The sequence below is a fragment of the Peribacillus sp. R9-11 genome (assembly GCF_031345095.1).
GTDB lineage: Bacteria > Bacillota > Bacilli > Bacillales > DSM-1321 > Peribacillus > Peribacillus butanolivorans.
The window spans coordinates 4,507,057-4,524,639 of record NZ_CP133763.1; the positions used below are offsets into that span (position 1 = coordinate 4,507,057).

General features: G+C 38.0%; 14 protein-coding genes and 1 pseudogene. 4 read left to right on the forward strand and 11 right to left on the reverse strand.

All coding sequences use genetic code 11. The annotated features are described in order from the left end of the window. Window positions 1-18: 18 nt before the first annotated feature. The 5 genes from RE409_RS21915 to RE409_RS21935 form a co-directional block, all read right to left on the reverse strand. The gene (locus RE409_RS21915; RefSeq protein WP_201223285.1) at window positions 19-849 is read right to left on the reverse strand and encodes a transporter substrate-binding domain-containing protein; all 831 of its coding nucleotides are present in this window, start codon (window positions 847-849) and stop codon (window positions 19-21) included. Between the two features lie 17 nt (window positions 850-866). After that, window positions 867-1,466, reverse strand: a complete 600-nt coding sequence (locus RE409_RS21920) for a TetR/AcrR family transcriptional regulator (protein WP_309558054.1) — start codon at window positions 1,464-1,466, stop codon at window positions 867-869. A gap of 245 nt (window positions 1,467-1,711) precedes the next feature. Next, on the reverse strand, window positions 1,712-2,857 hold the full coding sequence (locus RE409_RS21925) for a mannitol-1-phosphate 5-dehydrogenase (protein ID WP_201223284.1): 1,146 nt from the start codon (window positions 2,855-2,857) through the stop codon (window positions 1,712-1,714). A 5-nt stretch (window positions 2,858-2,862) separates the two neighbouring features. Beyond that, window positions 2,863-4,953 (reverse strand): BglG family transcription antiterminator, encoded by a 2,091-nt coding sequence (locus RE409_RS21930; protein ID WP_201223283.1) that lies wholly within the window; start codon window positions 4,951-4,953, stop codon window positions 2,863-2,865. A gap of 86 nt (window positions 4,954-5,039) precedes the next feature. Beyond that, window positions 5,040-6,992 (reverse strand): PTS mannitol transporter subunit IICBA, encoded by a 1,953-nt coding sequence (locus RE409_RS21935; RefSeq protein ID WP_201186401.1) that lies wholly within the window; start codon window positions 6,990-6,992, stop codon window positions 5,040-5,042. Window positions 6,993-7,274: 282 nt separating this feature from the next. On the opposite strand from RE409_RS21935, the pseudogene RE409_RS21940 reads away from it, so the two are divergent. Further along, window positions 7,275-7,628, forward strand: a pseudogene (locus tag RE409_RS21940) (helix-turn-helix domain-containing protein); the annotation flags it as partial. Window positions 7,629-7,978: 350 nt separating this feature from the next. Here RE409_RS21940 and RE409_RS21945 read toward each other — a convergent pair. From RE409_RS21945 to RE409_RS21960, 4 genes are all read right to left on the reverse strand, one after another. Further along, entirely contained in the window at window positions 7,979-9,271 is a 1,293-nt protein-coding gene (locus RE409_RS21945; RefSeq protein ID WP_201250505.1) for a CitMHS family transporter, read from the reverse strand. 307 nt (window positions 9,272-9,578) lie between these two features. After that, window positions 9,579-10,265, reverse strand: coding sequence for a response regulator (locus RE409_RS21950; RefSeq protein ID WP_056529765.1), 687 nt, complete (start codon window positions 10,263-10,265; stop codon window positions 9,579-9,581). Then, on the reverse strand, window positions 10,259-11,854 hold the full coding sequence (locus RE409_RS21955) for an ATP-binding protein (RefSeq protein ID WP_201250504.1): 1,596 nt from the start codon (window positions 11,852-11,854) through the stop codon (window positions 10,259-10,261). Before RE409_RS21955 ends, RE409_RS21950 begins: the two co-directional genes overlap by 7 nt. A gap of 462 nt (window positions 11,855-12,316) precedes the next feature. Next, complete coding sequence (locus RE409_RS21960; RefSeq protein ID WP_201223278.1) at window positions 12,317-12,772, reverse strand: collagen-like protein; 456 nt, start codon at window positions 12,770-12,772, stop codon at window positions 12,317-12,319. A gap of 141 nt (window positions 12,773-12,913) precedes the next feature. Between RE409_RS21960 and RE409_RS21965 the strand changes: the two genes are divergently transcribed. Further along, on the forward strand, window positions 12,914-13,363 hold the full coding sequence (locus tag RE409_RS21965) for a hypothetical protein (protein WP_201223277.1): 450 nt from the start codon (window positions 12,914-12,916) through the stop codon (window positions 13,361-13,363). Window positions 13,364-13,443: 80 nt separating this feature from the next. On the opposite strand, the gene RE409_RS21970 is transcribed toward RE409_RS21965, so the two are convergent. Together RE409_RS21970 and RE409_RS21975 are read right to left on the reverse strand one after the other, a co-directional pair. Further along, window positions 13,444-14,385, reverse strand: coding sequence for a DNA-3-methyladenine glycosylase family protein (locus tag RE409_RS21970; RefSeq protein ID WP_397444136.1), 942 nt, complete (start codon window positions 14,383-14,385; stop codon window positions 13,444-13,446). A gap of 223 nt (window positions 14,386-14,608) precedes the next feature. Further along, on the reverse strand, window positions 14,609-15,748 hold the full coding sequence (locus RE409_RS21975) for a LuxR C-terminal-related transcriptional regulator (protein WP_309558055.1): 1,140 nt from the start codon (window positions 15,746-15,748) through the stop codon (window positions 14,609-14,611). A 221-nt stretch (window positions 15,749-15,969) separates the two neighbouring features. Here RE409_RS21975 and RE409_RS21980 point away from each other — a divergent pair, with 221 nt between their 5' ends. Both RE409_RS21980 and RE409_RS21985 read left to right on the forward strand, forming a co-directional pair. Then, window positions 15,970-16,725, forward strand: a complete 756-nt coding sequence (locus RE409_RS21980) for an SDR family NAD(P)-dependent oxidoreductase (protein WP_201223275.1) — start codon at window positions 15,970-15,972, stop codon at window positions 16,723-16,725. A 64-nt stretch (window positions 16,726-16,789) separates the two neighbouring features. Next, window positions 16,790-17,533, forward strand: a complete 744-nt coding sequence (locus RE409_RS21985) for an SDR family NAD(P)-dependent oxidoreductase (RefSeq protein ID WP_053347495.1) — start codon at window positions 16,790-16,792, stop codon at window positions 17,531-17,533. The last annotated feature ends 50 nt before the right edge of the window (window positions 17,534-17,583 follow it).

The following is a 17,583-nucleotide window of genomic DNA, read 5'->3' on the forward strand; positions in this document are numbered from 1 at the left end:
CTTTCTACTACTAAAGGTTTATTCTTTTGGCTCTTCCCCAAACCATTTCACAAAAATCTCATTATATGTGCCGTCTTCTTTCATATCAGCTAGATGTTTATTCAATTCTTTCAATAATGATTCATTGCCTTTACGAATCGCGATTCCTGCTTTATCAGATTTAACCGGTTCACCAACTGCTTTGATCTTAAATCCATTACTCTCTACAACTGGTTTCAACGCATACATATTATTAATGGTTGCATCGATTCTTCCAGAGTCCAAATCCTTTAATGATGTAATAACATCATCATATGTTTTAATTGTAAAATCCCCCACCTCTGGAAGCAGCTCTGTACGAAGATATGTTTCGTCATTAGTACCTAGCCCCACTCCAATGTTCTTGCCTTTGAAATCTTTTACAGACTTAATCGAGTTATTATCTTCTTGAACGATTACCTTCACATGGTTAGTGATATACGGTTCCGTAAAGTCCATTTGTTTTTTACGTTCATCAGTAATGGTCATTTGACTAATAACTGCATCAAATTTTTTTGTTTGTAATCCTGCCACCATACCTGAAAATTCTTGAGAAACAAATTCAACATCCACTCCAAGACGCTTGGCCATTTCTTTCGCGATATCAGCATCAAATCCATCCATCTCTTTCTTATCATTCAAGAAATTGTATGGCTGATATGTACCCATAAGCCCTACTTTAAGTGTTCCGCGATCTTTGATTTGTTGTAATAAATCTGCACTGCTTTCTTTATTTTCGCTTGCCTTATCATCTTTCGAACCACAAGCACTTAAAATCAAAGTAAATGCTAATAATAATACCAATGTAAGGTATGAATATTTTTTCTTCATAATAATCTGTCTCCTTTTTATGTTCCTAATAATCCAAAAAATTCGAATCTGACCATTTCTTTAGCCAGTTCCGCCGTTGTTTTGTTTCGTATATGCGAACCCTCTGAGACCGGTCCGAATAACCACCTAGATAGGATTCCTTCAAATAAACTCATTAATAATGCAGCTTGTAAACCAGGATCCCTTTCCGGTAGAATGTTTAGCTCCATCGCTCTTTTAATATTATTTTGAAAAGCTTCTTCCACCTTCAATCGAGTTTCAATAATCACCTGTTTAAGTGACTCTTCACCGTCAATTCCTTTGAATATCATTTCCATCATATATCGATTAGATGCGGAAAAATCAAACAACTCTTCAAATAACTTTTCAGAGGAACTCACAACATCCTTAACAGTTCCAGGAAATTTTCGATGTCCGTGCGCTACAACTTCCAGAAGTCCGTTCCGCCCTTCTTGAATAATTTCTAAAGCAATAGCTTCTTTACTTTTAAAATGCCAATAAAAAGTTCCCTGCGCAATACCCGCTTCTCGAACGATGTCAGAGATCTTCGTTTTATGATAACCAAGTGAAGCAAAAAGTTGTTGCGAAATCTCTAATATTTGCTCTCTTCTATCCACCTTTTCTGTAGAAATTCTTTCTCACCTCCCGATTGATTAGTCAGTCAGTATTATCATATAAAATTACTGTTCTGTAGTCAATTATCTTTAGTGGTTTAGTCGGTATTGAGAGAAATTTATTTTATCCTTTTGAGCATTGTATAGCGTAAAGCAATTGATCACGTAAGTACTTTGCATCCCTTCAGCAATATTCCTAAGTTAAAGAGCTCCTGAAAATTCATTTCAGGAGCTCTGGTATAAACTATTTATTTCTTTAACTCATTGTAATGACTGACAACTTCTTTGGTAATTTCGCTATTTTCGTCTAAACCACTAACTTCTTTAAGAACAGAAGGTACACCGTTTTCTTTCACCATCGCTTGCAGCCTTAGTGCTTCTTCATCCTCGTTATAGTTAAAGAGTAAAGCTGCTGCTATTGCCTTCGCTAGATGTGTATAGGAAAGTCCAGCTTTCTTCGCTTCTACTGCAGGGCGTACAAGACGGTCGTTTGGTCCAAGCTTACGCAGAGGTGAACGGCCTACTCTATTTACTGAGTCATTTAAGTAAGAATTTTTAAATCGGTTAATAATCTTGTTAATATATTGCTGATGCTCGTCTGGGTTCAACTGGTATTCCTTTATTAAATAGGCTCCAGTTTCATCTAATGTTTTCTTGACTTGCTTTACAATGCCTTCGTCTTCCAATGACTGGTCAATCGTCAATTTGTTATCCTTAAGATAACCCAAGTAAGCAATGACAGCATGTCCTGTATTAACGGTAAAAAGTTTTCTTTCAATGAATGGAGCGAGTTCTTTTACAATGGTCATCCCCTCAACGGCAGGAATGTTTTCATTCGTTTCAACGACCCATTCATAATAAGGTTCTACTAAAACATCGAGGGAACCCTCGTTATTTTGAATCGGAACAATTCGATCAACAGCTGAATTAAAGAAGGATACTTTATCAGCTAAGTTTGCCTTTGTATCTTGATCTAAGTTTTCTAGAATGTATCCTTCTAAAAGATCTGTTGCTGATATTTGGTTTTCGCAAGCAATCACATACAGTTTATCATCGGTTTCCTTCACTCTTGAAGTTAACCCTTTTGCAATTAAAGGTGCGATGTGAGGCAAAATATTCGGACCGATTGCAGTCGTAAGGTATGTTGCTTCTTTAATTGCCTTGATGATTTCCTCTTCCTGCTTTAAGCTGTTTAAACCTGATACATTCTCTACTGTGACCGATTCTTGCTGATCAGTCGCCAATTTGACTTGGTATTGCTTTTTATCATTTAACTGGTCGATGATTTGATCAGCTATATCTACAAATGTTACATGATATCCAGATTGTGAAAAGAGTGCCCCAATAAATCCTCTTCCAATATTCCCTGCACCGAAATGTACTACTTGTTTCATTTCTATCATCCCTTTATCAAGTTAGTATATAAATAATCCAAAAATATGGCTTCCATTCTACTGCGAATTACTTCTTCCTCTGATGATGAAAAAATCATTATAGATTCATTGCTTTCAATTAAACTTGAACTGATTAAGCTGACGATTTCCTGCTGCTTCGCACTTAATTCTTCAGGTGCAAGCATCAGCAACAGGTTTTTCATATACACGTCTTTTCCGTCCATTCCTCTTACCATACAGAGTTCATCTAAGTGGGCCACCTGGAAAATCAGCTCTTTCACATTCTTATGTCTGGTATGAAAAAGGCCCATTCCAGTGCCTGGAATACCTAAACCACCTTTTTTTTCCCGTTCGTTAAGAGATCCAATCACATCATCCGCATCCTTTAGCAGATCTTCCTTTTCAGCCATCCGAACCATTTCTTCGATGATTCGCGGATGTCCTTTCAGATGCGGCAGCCGATAAAACCGGAAATTATTGATAACAGCGTCTATTGCTTGTTGGACGTCTTTCAGTTCCTGCAATACTTCTTTCAATTCGCCATTCTCTTTTTTTGGCAGGGAATCCTTTTGGGCTGAATGACTGCTATAACGCTTATTCTTAGTGAAGTTTTCAATATTCTTCCTTAAATAATTCCTGATGTTCAATATATTCTCTTCACTCAAAAGAGGGGATACGACGATATAATCCATATCGATATACGGAAGCCGAACCGTAGAAATGATTACATCATAGTTTTTCAGGCTGCCCTGCTGCTGGATATCTTTGATCGTCTTGATTTCTACAGTCTGGATTTCTATGATTTCTTTTTTGATCCGGCTTGCAAGCATCTTCGACGTACCTATACCTGTCGGACAAACAATGAGTGCCCTTATTGATATTTCTTCCTCCCGCATCACTAATGCAGATCCGAAATGAAGGACAATGAAGGCTATTTCATCTTCAGGAAAATCTTTAATTTCTTTGAACCCCTTTTCCAGACTGGTCTTTACTGCTAAAAAGAGAACCGGATACTTTCGTTTAATATCTTCCGTTAAGGGATTATATAATCCCATTTCCTGTTTGATCCGGAAAAGCGATGGTTCCATGTGAGCAAGGAGCCCTTGATACAATGGGAAATCCTTGGTCAAATCGATTTGCAATTGAGCAGAAACATCTTTTATCAAATTCCTTATCAGCTGGCCTAGCACCACACTGTCATATGGAACTGCATCCGCCGCATGAAGCTTGGAACCTTTAAGGATGGCGGCCAGGTAGCTTATATCATCGATAGTAAAAGAGACTTCCAGCATGGTGCTGAGTTCCTTGCCTATTTTATTCATAAGATTATTCTCATCCGAAAGTTCTCTTATTTTCTTGAAGTCCTTCTCCAAAAAAAATTGGCTTTCATTCCTTTGCAGGGTTACATAAATATGCACAATTAACCCTATATACCCGCTATCAGCCAAACGCGAATGGACACTGTTAAAGGTCGAGTTCAGCACCCCATCAATAGCCAGAAGATAATCGGGATCGAAATAGTCGAGGATTTTCCCTTCTGGGAATTTTCCTTCTTGCAACAAAAATAAACTTTCAATCAGCTCTTCATTAAAGAAGTGCAAGAAATAGGCAGCCTGAGCTTTCCGTTTATTTTCTTCAGTGCCGGTAAGCTCTATTCCGACTCCCCTTTTTCTGGTAATCACGATATTAAAATTTCTTATCCACTCAGTCAGTTCGTCTAAATAGGTTGAAAGAGTGGTTATGCTTATACCGAGATCCCCCGCTAGAGCTTGAGTTTTATATGATTCTTCCTGCAGTAAAGCTAAAAGAAGATGCAACTTTCTTTCTTGTGGCGTTTGATCAATCGGATGATTACCCATCAGATGCTGTACAAGCCTAAAGACTTGTTCATTCTTCCCATCGATGGACAGCCCTTCATGTGTATTGCGTGTTAAATGCAACTCAAAAGATTGCAGGATTTTTTCTATGGCCTTCAGATCACGTTGAACCGTCCGGACACTTACATTCAGTTGTGTTGCAATGGATATGGCCGTATGTTTTCCTGAAGTTTTTATGATCAATTCTATGATTGATTTTTCCCTTGAAGTAATATACATGCTACCAACTCATTTCAGGTGGAGTAACACGAGAAAATACTGAATAGAAAAGCGTAAAACGCTTTTCTATTCTTGGTTAAGAGTATTTAATTATTTTTAACGTTTATAATATCCATCAATTCCCTGGCTGATGTGGCTTTAACCATCTTTTCAATATTCTCCATCTCCGAGCAAGTAACCGCAATGCCAGATAGAATTTCAAGATGCGTGCCATCCTTGCCGGCTATTCCGAATATTAACCGAGCCTTTTGACCGTCAAAATCGACACCGTTTGGTATCTGTAAAACGGTAAATCCAGATTTAAGGACATCTTTCTTAGCTTCCTCAGTTCCGTGTGGAATGGCTACATCATTTCCCATATAGGTTGAAGTCATTTCATCACGTGCAATCATCGCTTCAATGTAGCTTTCCTTAACGTATCCTGCATTTACCAAAGCTCTTCCCGCAAAGCGGATCGCTTCTTCCTTATTGTCAAAATGCTGATTAAGGAAGACATTTTCTTCGCGAAGCAGATCATTATCATCCGGTGCATCTTCTTCACCTGCATCGATGCCAGGTTCAATTGAATGTTCACGAACACCTGGAACTTCCTCTTCAGCATCTTCGACAATCTCATGAAGCTCGTCAGTACCATCATCCTGAAGCCGCGCTAGCAATGAATCGTATTCAGGACTTGATAAGAAGTTATCGACAGATACATGAAAAGCATTCGGCACTTTATTTTGTGCTCTTGGAGTTAACTCTTCCTGTGTAATAACAATTTGTGCGTCAGAAGGAATGTTGCTGATTGCTGTATTTGTAACATCAATATTCAAACCAGCTTCCTTTACCTTTTTGCGCAGGAGGGAAGCACCCATTGCACTTGAACCCATACCAGCATCGCAAGCAAAAATAATTTTACTGACGTTTGTTGGCATAGTGCCCGGATCTGAAGCAAATACATCAGCAACAGAACTTTTCTTCCCTTTCATTTCTTGCATTTTTTTCGCAGCATCTTCGATATTTTCCTCCGTCTGTTTGCCTGTTTTCAAGACGAATGCAGCTACGATGAATGATACAATTGCAGCTACGATCACACCTGCAAAGTTAGCAATATATGCGCCCATATTATGCGGAGTTACCGCTGTAATGGCAAGAATACTGCCTGGCGAAGCGGGAGCGAACAATCCGCCGCCTAAAAGAACTAAAGTGAAAACTCCGCTCATGCCTCCAAGAATGACCGCTAAAAATAACATCGGTTTCATTAGAATATAAGGGAAATATATTTCATGGATACCACCGAAGAAATGAATGATGGCAGCTCCAGGCGCCGATCTCTTCGCAGTACCTTTTCCGAAGAAGCAATAAGCAAGCAGAATACCAATACCGGGTCCAGGATTTGCTTCAAGCAGAAACAGAATGGAAGATCCAGTTTGTTTAACTTGCTCTACACCGATTGGTGAAAGGACGCCATGATTAATTGCATTGTTTAAGAACAATACTTTGGCAGGTTCGATTAGAATACTTGTTAATGGCAGTAAACCTGTACCTACAAGCCAATCAACACCTGCTACAAGCCATCCTGTAAACACGTCAACAGCAGGACCTATCGCTAAGAAAGATAGAATGGACAGCAAGCCGCCAAGAATCCCAGCTGAGAAATTGTTAACAAGCATTTCAAAACCGGCTTTTATTTTTCCTTCAATAAATTGATCGAATTTCTTGATAACATATCCGCCAAACGGCCCCATGATCATTGCACCAAGGAACATTGGAATATCAGATCCAACAATAACACCCATAGTCGCAATAGCACCAACTACGCCCCCTCGGTGATCATGAACTAACTTACCACCTGTATACCCAATTAAAAGCGGAAGCAAGAAAGTAACCATTGGGCCAACCATTTTGGCAAGGCTTTCATTTGGGAGGAAACCAGAAGGAATGAATAGTGCAGTGATTAACCCCCAAGCTATGAAAGCTGATATATTCGGCATGACCATTGAACTTAGAAAGTTACCGAACTTTTGAACAGCAACCTTTATATTAAAGTGAGCCATTTTGCTCTCTTCCCTTCTTAATATAGTTTCACCTAATGTTAAGTTACGGTACATCCACATTCAATAAAAGAAAAAGCTAACTTTGTCGCGAGAGAGAAGACAAACATAATGTTTCTCTTAATTCTAGTTTTATCATTTCCCGCCAGAATATTCCCTCTTCAAACGTGTGAAGGGCGAGAGCCCAACGGTAAGGGGAGATGAATGGCGGTTGGCATAAGCCAAAGTAATCTTTTGACAAACATACGTTCGGTGTTTAATAATAACTATAAGGGGGTGAAACCAATGGTCGTAAACAAAGCTTATAAATTTCGAATCTATCCAACTAAAGAACAACTAGTTCTAATCAATAAAACGATCGGCTGCTCCCGTTTTGTCTATAACTTCTTTTTAGGCAAACAAAAGGAGAAAGATGCCTACTGGTATATCTGTGAAGAAATGAAGCAGAACGGCCAATTACCCTCTAATGAATGGAAAGGTTCTTTTCTGAATAAATACGCAACAATCAAAGAACTTCCAGCTTTAAAGAAAGAGTATTCTTTCCTGAAAGAAGTAGACAGTATTGCCTTACAGAAATCGGTGGAAAATTTAGCAGATTCCTATAGTCGATATTATAAAAAGCAAAACAAGTCACCACGATCGAGATATTAACGCAGGACTCAATCTAATGAATGAAGCCTTAAGGCTTCTAACCGTAGGAACTACGGGAGTAGCCTAATTAAAAATTGGCCGATAGGCTAATGTTCTTAGGAATCCCCCACTTCAATCAGACAGTAAGGTCGATAAGTGGTGGGTAGTTCAATCAGCCAGTAATAAATATCATTATGAGCTTTGATAGATAGAGTGTTAGTGAGGAAAGCGAGCAGTAGGATAGAGAGCCACCTTTCAATCGAAATTAAAGAGCCCCATTCGTACTAGTACTAGTACGAATGGGGCTCTTTACAATAAAAGGGTACTTTAAAAGATCGAGGAACTACTTGCTATATCTCTTATAGTGGGATTATTCCTAATACAAGAGATACCAGAATCATGACAAGTGTCGATCCGCAAGCCCACTTCAAGAAAGTACGCTGCAGGGCTCCAAAATCTTCTCCTACCATCCCAATCAATAGATAGGTTGATGGAACAAGCGGACTTAATAGATGAACTGGTAACCCTAAAAGAGAAGCTCTTCCTATCATGGCAGGATCAATTCCATAAGCAGCACCTGCCTTAGCAAGTAATGGAAGTACGCCATAATAGAAGGCGTCATTAGACATGAAGAAAGTAAAAGGTGCGCTAATGATAGCTGTGATAACGGCAAAGTGTGCACCCATTTGGTCAGGAATGTGCTGAATCATAGAGTTTGCCATAGCATCTACCATTTCCGTTCCGGAAAGAATTCCGGTAAAGACACCTGCTGCAAATATCATCGAAACAACTGATAAAGCATTGTCAGCATAATTGGCTACACGATCTTTTTGATCACTTACTTTCGGATAATTAATCGTAATAGCAATGGCAAAACCTATCATAAATAGGACCGCTGAAGGCATAAGTTCCATAATCAGCGCGACTAGCAGGGTAAGTGTTAACGCATAATTAAAGACAATTAATTTAGGACGCTTAATGTAAGCATCTTCAGTTGCAGCCGCATGTTGAGCTACAGCATGATAATCTACTTCTATTATCCCGATTCTTTTTCTTTCTTTTTTACCCATACAATATGCCATGAATAGAACGAATAGCACGCCGCCAATCATAGCAGGAATAACAGGCGTGAATACATCGGACATTTCTAATTTCAAAGCAGTCATCACCCTTGCTGTCGGGCCTCCCCAAGGAAGAAGATTCATGACTCCAGATGACGAAACAGCGATACCAGCTAATATAAGCGGTTTCATTCCAATCCGTTTATATAGCGGAAGCATGGCAGAAATCGTGATCATATATGTGGTTGTACCATCTCCATCTAACGAAATAAGTAAAGCCAAAACTGCCGTACCGATGGCAATTTTTACAGGATCTCCTTTTACAAGTCTAAGGATCGTATTAATGATTGGATCAAAAACTCCAGCATCAATCAAAATACCAAAGAAAAGGATTGCAAATAAAATCATGATTCCTGTTGGCGCCACACTTTTGATTCCTTCTAGCGCCATTTCACCCATTTGACTACCGAAACCACCAATAAGTGCGAAGGCACTAGGTACTACGATCAAAGCTATCATGGCTGAAAGTCGCCCTGTCATAATTAAAATCATAAACACTAAAATCATCAAATATCCTAATAAAGCGAGCATATCTATCACTCCTATCTTCTAATAAAGTAAATTGTATATGAAAACGCTTAATCTGTAAGCGTTTTCAATTTATTGTGTTTTAAAACTATTTTGTTAATTGTGTTCATTGTGTTCACGGAGGTACTTTTCATCTTCAATTTTCAGACTATACCGGATGCCATGCCCGGGGTTTGAATGGTCGGTTTTTAAATGATTTTAACAATATTGGTAATCTCTAAAGCACTTTTCTCCCCACCGATTTTCCCATACAAAAAACACCTCCATTTACGAAGGTGTTTTTATATTTCCTAGGTTATCTTTCTCTGAATCAAATCTTATAATATCTACGTTCTGGTCTCCCTACTACTCCATATATTACTTCTGCCTTACATTTCTTTACGGATATCAGGTATTCCAGATAACGCCTTGCTGTTGTTCTAGAAGCGCCGATTTGAGAGCTCACTTGCTCAGCTGACAAACCAATGTCGCTTATTTCAAGAACTTCCATTACTTTCGTTAATGTGATTTCGTCGACTCCCTTTGGTAATGCAGGTCCATCATTGATTTCCGGCGTAGACGATCCCTTTTTTAAAATAAGATCAACAAAATCCTGGTCTATATCTTGTTTAGATTGCATAAGGTGGGCTTTCTTAAGATACTCCACTATGACTTGGTTGAAGCGCTTCATTTCTACCGGTTTAATTAAATAATTCTCTACACCATAGTGAAGGGCCTTTTCAAGTTGTTCTTTTTCTGTGGCTGCCGTAATCATGATAATATCCACATTCGGGAATTTCTGACGAATGCTTGGAAGTAAGTCTGTACCAAGCTGATCCGGCATATAGACATCAAGCAGAAGCAGATCAGGGCTTTTTTGTTCCAAGATCCGAAGAGTTTTTTTTGCATTTACTGCTTTCCCGACCACTTCTATTTCTTCAAAGTTTTTTAAAAATTTCTCATGGATATCCGCTACACGAAAATCATCTTCTGCAATGACCGCTCTTATTTTTAGCATTCTTTCCCTCCTGTCTGCTCTTTAGGAAGATACACGGTGAATACGGTGTTTTCTTCCTCGCTTTGAACTTCGATGATGCCACCCAACTCTTTTACAACATGATCAGCATTTGATAGTCCATATCCACTTGGATTTCCACTTGTTTTCGAAGTGAAACCCCGGTCGAAAATAAACGCGATATCATTCTCGGGTATTCCCTTTCCATTGTCACTTACTTCAAATACCATATCATTTCCGATATCGGTAGCGAAAAATTTCACTAGTGGCTCATCCATGCCAGAAACCGCTTCCAGCGCATTATCGATTATATTGCCAAGAATCAAGGTAAGTTGGGACAATTTTATATGGTCCGGGAGTTTCTCTAAGTAACTTTGTGAGTCTATTTCAAAGGGAATCTTCTTTTCTGATGCTTTTCCTATCTTCCCAAGTAACAGAGCTTGTACCTTTGTATCTTTAATCTGTTCGAAAACAACACGGTTCAGAGAGTACAATTCGGATGTTTCGCTTTGAATCATATCTATTGCTTCATCATATTCCCCTAACTGTATCAATCCGGATAGAACATATAATTTATTAGTAAATTCATGGGTCTGTGCTCTTAAATCCTCTGAATGCATCTTCACTTCCGATAGTGTGTTAACCATTTCCTCTATTTCTGTTCGATCACGGAACGAAGCGACAACACCGCTTACACCTTCACTATCGAAGATCGGCGTGCAATTCACAATAACAGATTTATCTTTCCATGAAATTTCTTTATCCACTTGCGGTTCCCCTGATTTCAACACTTCATATAAATATGTTGAAGGAAACAACCCATCTACATTCAAATGGCGAACAGGTTCCTTTATATCCAGCAACTTTTTTGCCGGCTGATTCATGGATGTAATCAAACCATTTTGATCAATGGCTAAAATACCTTCTTTCACCGAGTGAAGTACAGCATTTTTCTCTTTATATAAATTAGCAATTTCAAATGGCTCTAACCCTAATGTATCTTTACGTATGCTTCTTGCCAGCATATAGCTCCCGACGATTGATATCATAATGGCTACTAAAGACACAATCATCTCTTTAGATAAATCCTTAAAAATTTGGGCACGAACATCGTTCACTAAAAAACCGACCGAAACGATTCCAATTATTTTTCCATCCTTATCAAATATCGGTGACTTTCCTCGAATAGAAAGACCAAGCGAACCAGCCGCTTCAGAAACGTAATATTCACCATTTTTTATAGCTCGGTTGTTATCCCCGCCTTTCATTCGCTTCCCTATTTCAGAGGCTAACGGATGAGAATAACGAATTCCCTCTTTATTTCCTACAACGATGAATTCAGCCCCCGTTTCCTTGCGAATCTTTTCGGCAATCGGCTGGATCGTTCTAGCAGGATTTTCGGATTCAAATGCCTCCGTGACGGTAGGCATAAAACTAATGGTTCTTGATAACTCCAATGCTAACTGACCTTTATCCTTCGCTATTTGTCTTCCTTCCATATAGGAAAAGGAGGTCGTTAATAGGAGAATCAAAAATAAGCTCAATGATAAGACTAACCCAAGAATCTTGGTTTCTAGCGATACTTTCTTCATATTCAACAGCATCCTCTATTTTCATTTCCACTTTTTAAATTTTATAGGAATATAGTGATTTTACCATTTCTAATAAATAATGAACATGAACCCTGATAAAAAAGAGAGAGCTTGTTTTGAAAAAGATTAACCAAACCAAGCCCAAAACCTGTTCAATAATAAACGGTATTTTTATTATTCAATGTTCCTTTTACTTGATTTATTTCTTATAAAGCTTGTGGAACTACTTGTTGAGTTTTACTAAAATCAGCCTTTTCTACGGGATAATTTAACCAGAGAGGAGGACAATCAACAGTAGGCATTTTGTTGAATAATGGTTTTCTTTGGCTTGTCCTGATTCTATCTTGCTTTGAAGCCCTTTCTTATTAGAAGAAAGCAAAGCAGTTTAAAGCTTAGGTTATCAAATTTCTCCAATGTTCAAGGGGGATATTATGACTAACATCCCCTTTGAATACTTTATTTTCAAAAACATGTAAATGAATTAATTTGTCTTGTATCAATGCCAAAAACCGTCCAGAACCTGCCATTCCATCTGAAGCCTGCAACAGATCGCGGACCGACAAAAATGGGATAATACCAGAAACTTGCACCATTATTTAGCCATATAAAAGTATTCCGGAATAAGCAAAATGAAATGGCTCCTGGGTCTACAGCAAATGTTGAAGCCGATTGTTGGAGAGGGATAAACGATGGCGGAGGGGCCGTTGGCGCTTGTGAACTTGGTGGTGATCCTGGTTGGCCCGGAGATCCTGGTGCACCTGGAAATCCTGGTTGGCCCGGAAATCCTGGTGCACCTGGAAATCCCGGTTGACTAGGAAGCCCTGGTAAACCAGGTATACTTGGAAAGCTGGGTAGACCTGGAAACTGTCGTATAAGATAATCTTGATTTTCATAATGATACATTGGGTACATATACATAGTCATTCACCTCTACATGATTGAATGTAATAAGATATGGTGAATAGGCTTGAGATGGTTGGGCTACTTTGTAATTATTAGGGGGATTCTCACTTAGTACGCTCTGTAAAACATTATTGTAAGAGAAAGGGGAATACATTTTTGACTCAATATATCTATATGGCTTCTCCAATGAAACTTCCTGAAGGTTCGCTTGGACATAAGCCAGTCTCACCTGAACAACCAAATGTTTTCAAAGATGAATTGGATTTCACACATTTACATTTTGAAGATAATTACGATAGGGCATCAAAAACAAGATTTTCATATAGTTCCCACTTTTCATTCAAACATCAGGTTGCCATTAACCATAACCTTTTACCGCTAAAATACCTATCCAAAAGCAATGCGATACAAGAAAAGTGTTTAGATATATTGTATTCGTATATAGAGGAAGAACTGCACGCTAGCGGAGTTATCGAGTATTTCACTAGTTTGAGTGGCCACGAAGACTTGCCCATAGGAATTAATCGAAGCGTTAGTTGGACTGACATTAAAACACCTTATAATCTAGTTTTAGCGGACCGTGAATTTTGGTATATTACCTTGTGAGCACACTAGCCTCCCACATTGAAAAATGAACATTCAAAAGCCCGCTTGAAACCAATTCAAGAGGGCTTTACCATGGCTTTTTAATATAGCAATCTCCATAAATAGAACGTCGCATAAGACTCCCAATTGGCCCACGCTCCTGATAATTTGAGAATTTCTTCTTTCGTAGGTTTTGCTTCAGTTTCCATAACCAATTTCATTGAATTATGCAACCCGACATCATCAATTGGAAAAGCTGCTGGAAAACGTAAACAGCGCATCAATACATAGTTCGCTGTCCACGGACCGATTCCACGAATTTTGGTCAGCATTTTTTCAGCCGCTTTAACATCCTTAGCATTTAACAACTCTTCTTTTGTGAGATCTCCTCGAACCATCAGTTGGGCCACGCCAATTAAATATTCGCATTTCTTCACGGTCATCTTCATTTCTACAAAATCTTCTACGGTTAAATTCGCGATCACTTCAGGCGTTGGGAACAGCCAATATTTCTCTCCTTCATATTCAACAGATTTACCGAATCTCTCAACAAGTCTGCGTTTCAATGTATAAGCATACGTCAAGTTGATTTGCTGCCCAAGAATTCCCCAGGCAATAGCTTCAAATAAATCCGGGATACCGATATTTCGCAGACCATAAAATTGACTTACTGGCCTTTGCAATAAAGGATCATTTTTTGCTAACTCATAAAAAGGAAGCAAATTCGTGTCCAGATCAAACCATTGTCGAACGTATTGGGAAACGGCTTCTTGAACATGTTTTTCTACTGAAGTAGTACTTCTTAAAAATCGAACAAAAATCATCGTGTCGTTCTCAGCTCGGATTTCCACTAATATTGTCTCGTTTTCTACGAATAAGGCACGATAAATTTTTTGATCAACAATTTCAAATAGACATTCATTGGAGGATCGTGACAGGTATCTCAAGTTTTCCGAAAAGCTAAACTCTCTGGGGGCGTGGATGATCAATTCATCCTTCTCTTTATCAAGTAATTCTTTGTTCATTTTATATGGCTCTTTCATTTTGCCCCTCCTTCTTCACGCTCTCTTTATTCTAATCCTATTTCCAAAAAATTAATTACGTTATCTTGCACTTTCCTTCTAAATTTGGACGGTGTATGAAGAAATCATAAGTAAACCAAAAGAAAAAAGACCATTATTTTTGGTCCTTCTTAGTGTACATCGTCCATATTTTAGGTTTTCCTAAGACCCTCTCATTGTTGACGGATTTGCAAAAGGGGGGGAATTAATGTAATAAACCTAATCGAAAAGCAAGGGCAACGACTTGCGTCCTATTTTTTGCTTTTAGTTTAGTCATTAAACTGCTTACATAATCTCTCACCGTATGCTCGCTTAAGAACAATAATTCACCTATTTTTTTATTGTCGTACCCTTCCGAAAGCAAATCAAGAATCGTGGTTTCTCTTTCTGTTAAGTGAAGATCGGAAGTTTTTGCTACTTTTTCACCTTTCCTTGATAAAAATAATCCAAGACGTTTCCCCACTTGTTCAAGTAAATCTAACTCATCTTTCGAACAATCAAAGTCTTCCCCTAACTGATCAAAAGTAAGCCATCCAAACAATTGATCTTGATGGGTGATCGGTATAAAAATAATGGAAGACAGATTAAATAATTTAATATGTTCCTCTTTTACATAATTTCTTGGATTTTTTAAATATATCGGTTTTTTGGAAGTAAGAACTGAAGTCTGCTCAGTAAGCTGTCCTTTCATGCTCTGTACCTTTGGAAGCTCTGCACCAATTACACCATAGAATTGATTCGACCATGGGATATAAGCGTAAAAAACACATCGTTTATAGTGAAAATACTCTTCACATTTTTTTAATATATAGGCTAAATCATGAACTCCTGAAGAGCGAATCAGGAGTTTGTTTAATTTGTCTAATAATTGTAGCCTTTTAAGTTCCCTATTTTCATGGGGATTTTTCTTGGTAAGATCTGTAGTATCTGCATCTACCCAATTGTTATAACTATGGACAAGGTAAGTAAAAATAGATAATGAAAACATTAATATAGGAATGATTCGGTTATGTTTTATTTGGATCATGAGTGTAATCAAAGATTTTTGGAAAATCAATTGAAACAGGTTAAAACTTTTCATATTTAAAATCGATAACTGAGATTGAAGCCAATTGTCAAAGTGGCTAGCTAAATCTTCATCGGTACCTTCAATGTTCGATTGGGTTAATAGTTGAAAAAATGAATGCAGCAACGTATCAGTTATTTTTCGATTTGACTCGGAAATGGAAGGTTCTAGACTGAGGTAGATATTTATATTTTCTTCAATCTGTTTGCTATGAGTTTTGATGAACAATACGAATTGTTGAAACGTAATTTCTTCATATGGATGAAATGGCTGAGTCATAAGAAATTCTTCTCCTTCAAACAAAATAACCCTATAAATGGAGGATATTCACTCTATTATTATACATCATCTTATAGGATAGTATTTCAAAATGAACGTAGTAAGATGAATGTGTAGCAAGTTAGTAAATCTTTTTGAATCCGATTTCGAATAGTAAAAAGGTTCTTTGTACACAATTTTATCCATGATTTTAATAAATATTGAAAGGATGCGTACTTGTAATGAGACTTGAAAATAAAGTAGCCATCATAACCGGTGGAGGTACAGGAATCGGTAAAGAAACAGCCTTATTATTTGCTAAAGAAGGAGCAAAAGTTGTTATCACTGACATAAATCAAGAATCTGGAAGCCAAGCAGTAAAAGACATTCAAACAAATGGTGGAGAAGCACTTTTCGTCCAACACGATGTTAGCAAAGAAGAAGACTGGAAAATGGTTGCAGAGGAAACCATCAAGACTTTTGGCAAAGTTGATGTTCTTTTCAACAATGCAGGAATTTATATTATAAAACCTGTTGCAGAGATTGAACTGGAGGAATGGAATCGTCTAATGTCTATTAATGTGACTGGCGTATTCCTTGGAATGAAACATATCATGCCTTTGATGGCCAAACAAAATAAAGGTTCAGTGATTAATGCTTCCTCCATAGCAGGTTTGATGGGATCTCCAGGACATGTTCTATATGGTGCTAGTAAAGGAGCAGTACGTATTATGACAAAAGATGCGGCGATGGAATATGCTTCTGCGGGGGTTAGAGTGAACTCTATCCATCCTGGATACATCGATACTGGAATGGCAGACTATGCTTCTGAGGTAACTGGAAATTCAAAAGAACAATTAGGTGCAAATTTATTTCCTTTAGGACATCTAGGATCTGTAAAAGATGTTGCAAATACAGTGCTATTTCTTGCTTCTGATGAATCAGCTTACACGACAGGTGCAGAATTTGTGATTGACGGTGGAGCAACAGCAAGATAAAAAGATTTAGCAATGTTAACAATAGGATATCGACTTGAATTAATTGCAGAATGGAGAGATTGATATGAAATTAAAAGACAAAGTAGCAATCGTAACAGGTGGCGCAAGTGGAATTGGTGAAGCGACTGTTCGCCTTTTTGCTGAAGAAGGAGCAAAAGTGGTCATTGCTGACTTTTCAGAACGTGGTAAAGACATATCAGTAGAATTGAATACGAATGGATATAATACATTATTTGTTAAAACAGATGTAACAAATGAAGAAGATATTAAACAGATGATCAATGAAACCGTGAATAAATACGGCAAGCTAGATATTATGTATGCAAATGCTGGAGTTGCTGATGATGCACCAGCACATGAATTGTCCTATGAAAAATGGAAACGAACCATCGATATTAATTTGTCAGGAGTATTCCTTTCTGATAAATATTCGATTGAACAGTTTCTTAAACAAGGTACAGGCGGTGTCATTGTTAACGCTGGTTCTATTCATAGTTTTGTTTCATTACCAAATCCAACAGCCTATTCCTCTGCAAAAGGTGGCGTGAAGCTACTAACTCAAAACTTATGTACTGCTTATGCAAAAGATGGTATTCGTATTAATGCGGTCTGCCCTGGTTATATTGACACTCCTTTACTTGCTAGTGTTGATCCTCAAACGAAAGAATATTTAGTTTCTCTTCATCCACAAGGCAGACTTGGAAAACCAGAAGAAATAGCAAAGGCTGTCTTATTTTTAGCAAGTGATGATGCTAGTTTTGTTAATGGTACAACCCTTCTTGTTGATGGGGGCTATACCGCACATTAATTTAAATTAAGGGATATCTTTTAATAACAAAGCAGTCTAAATCGTAGATC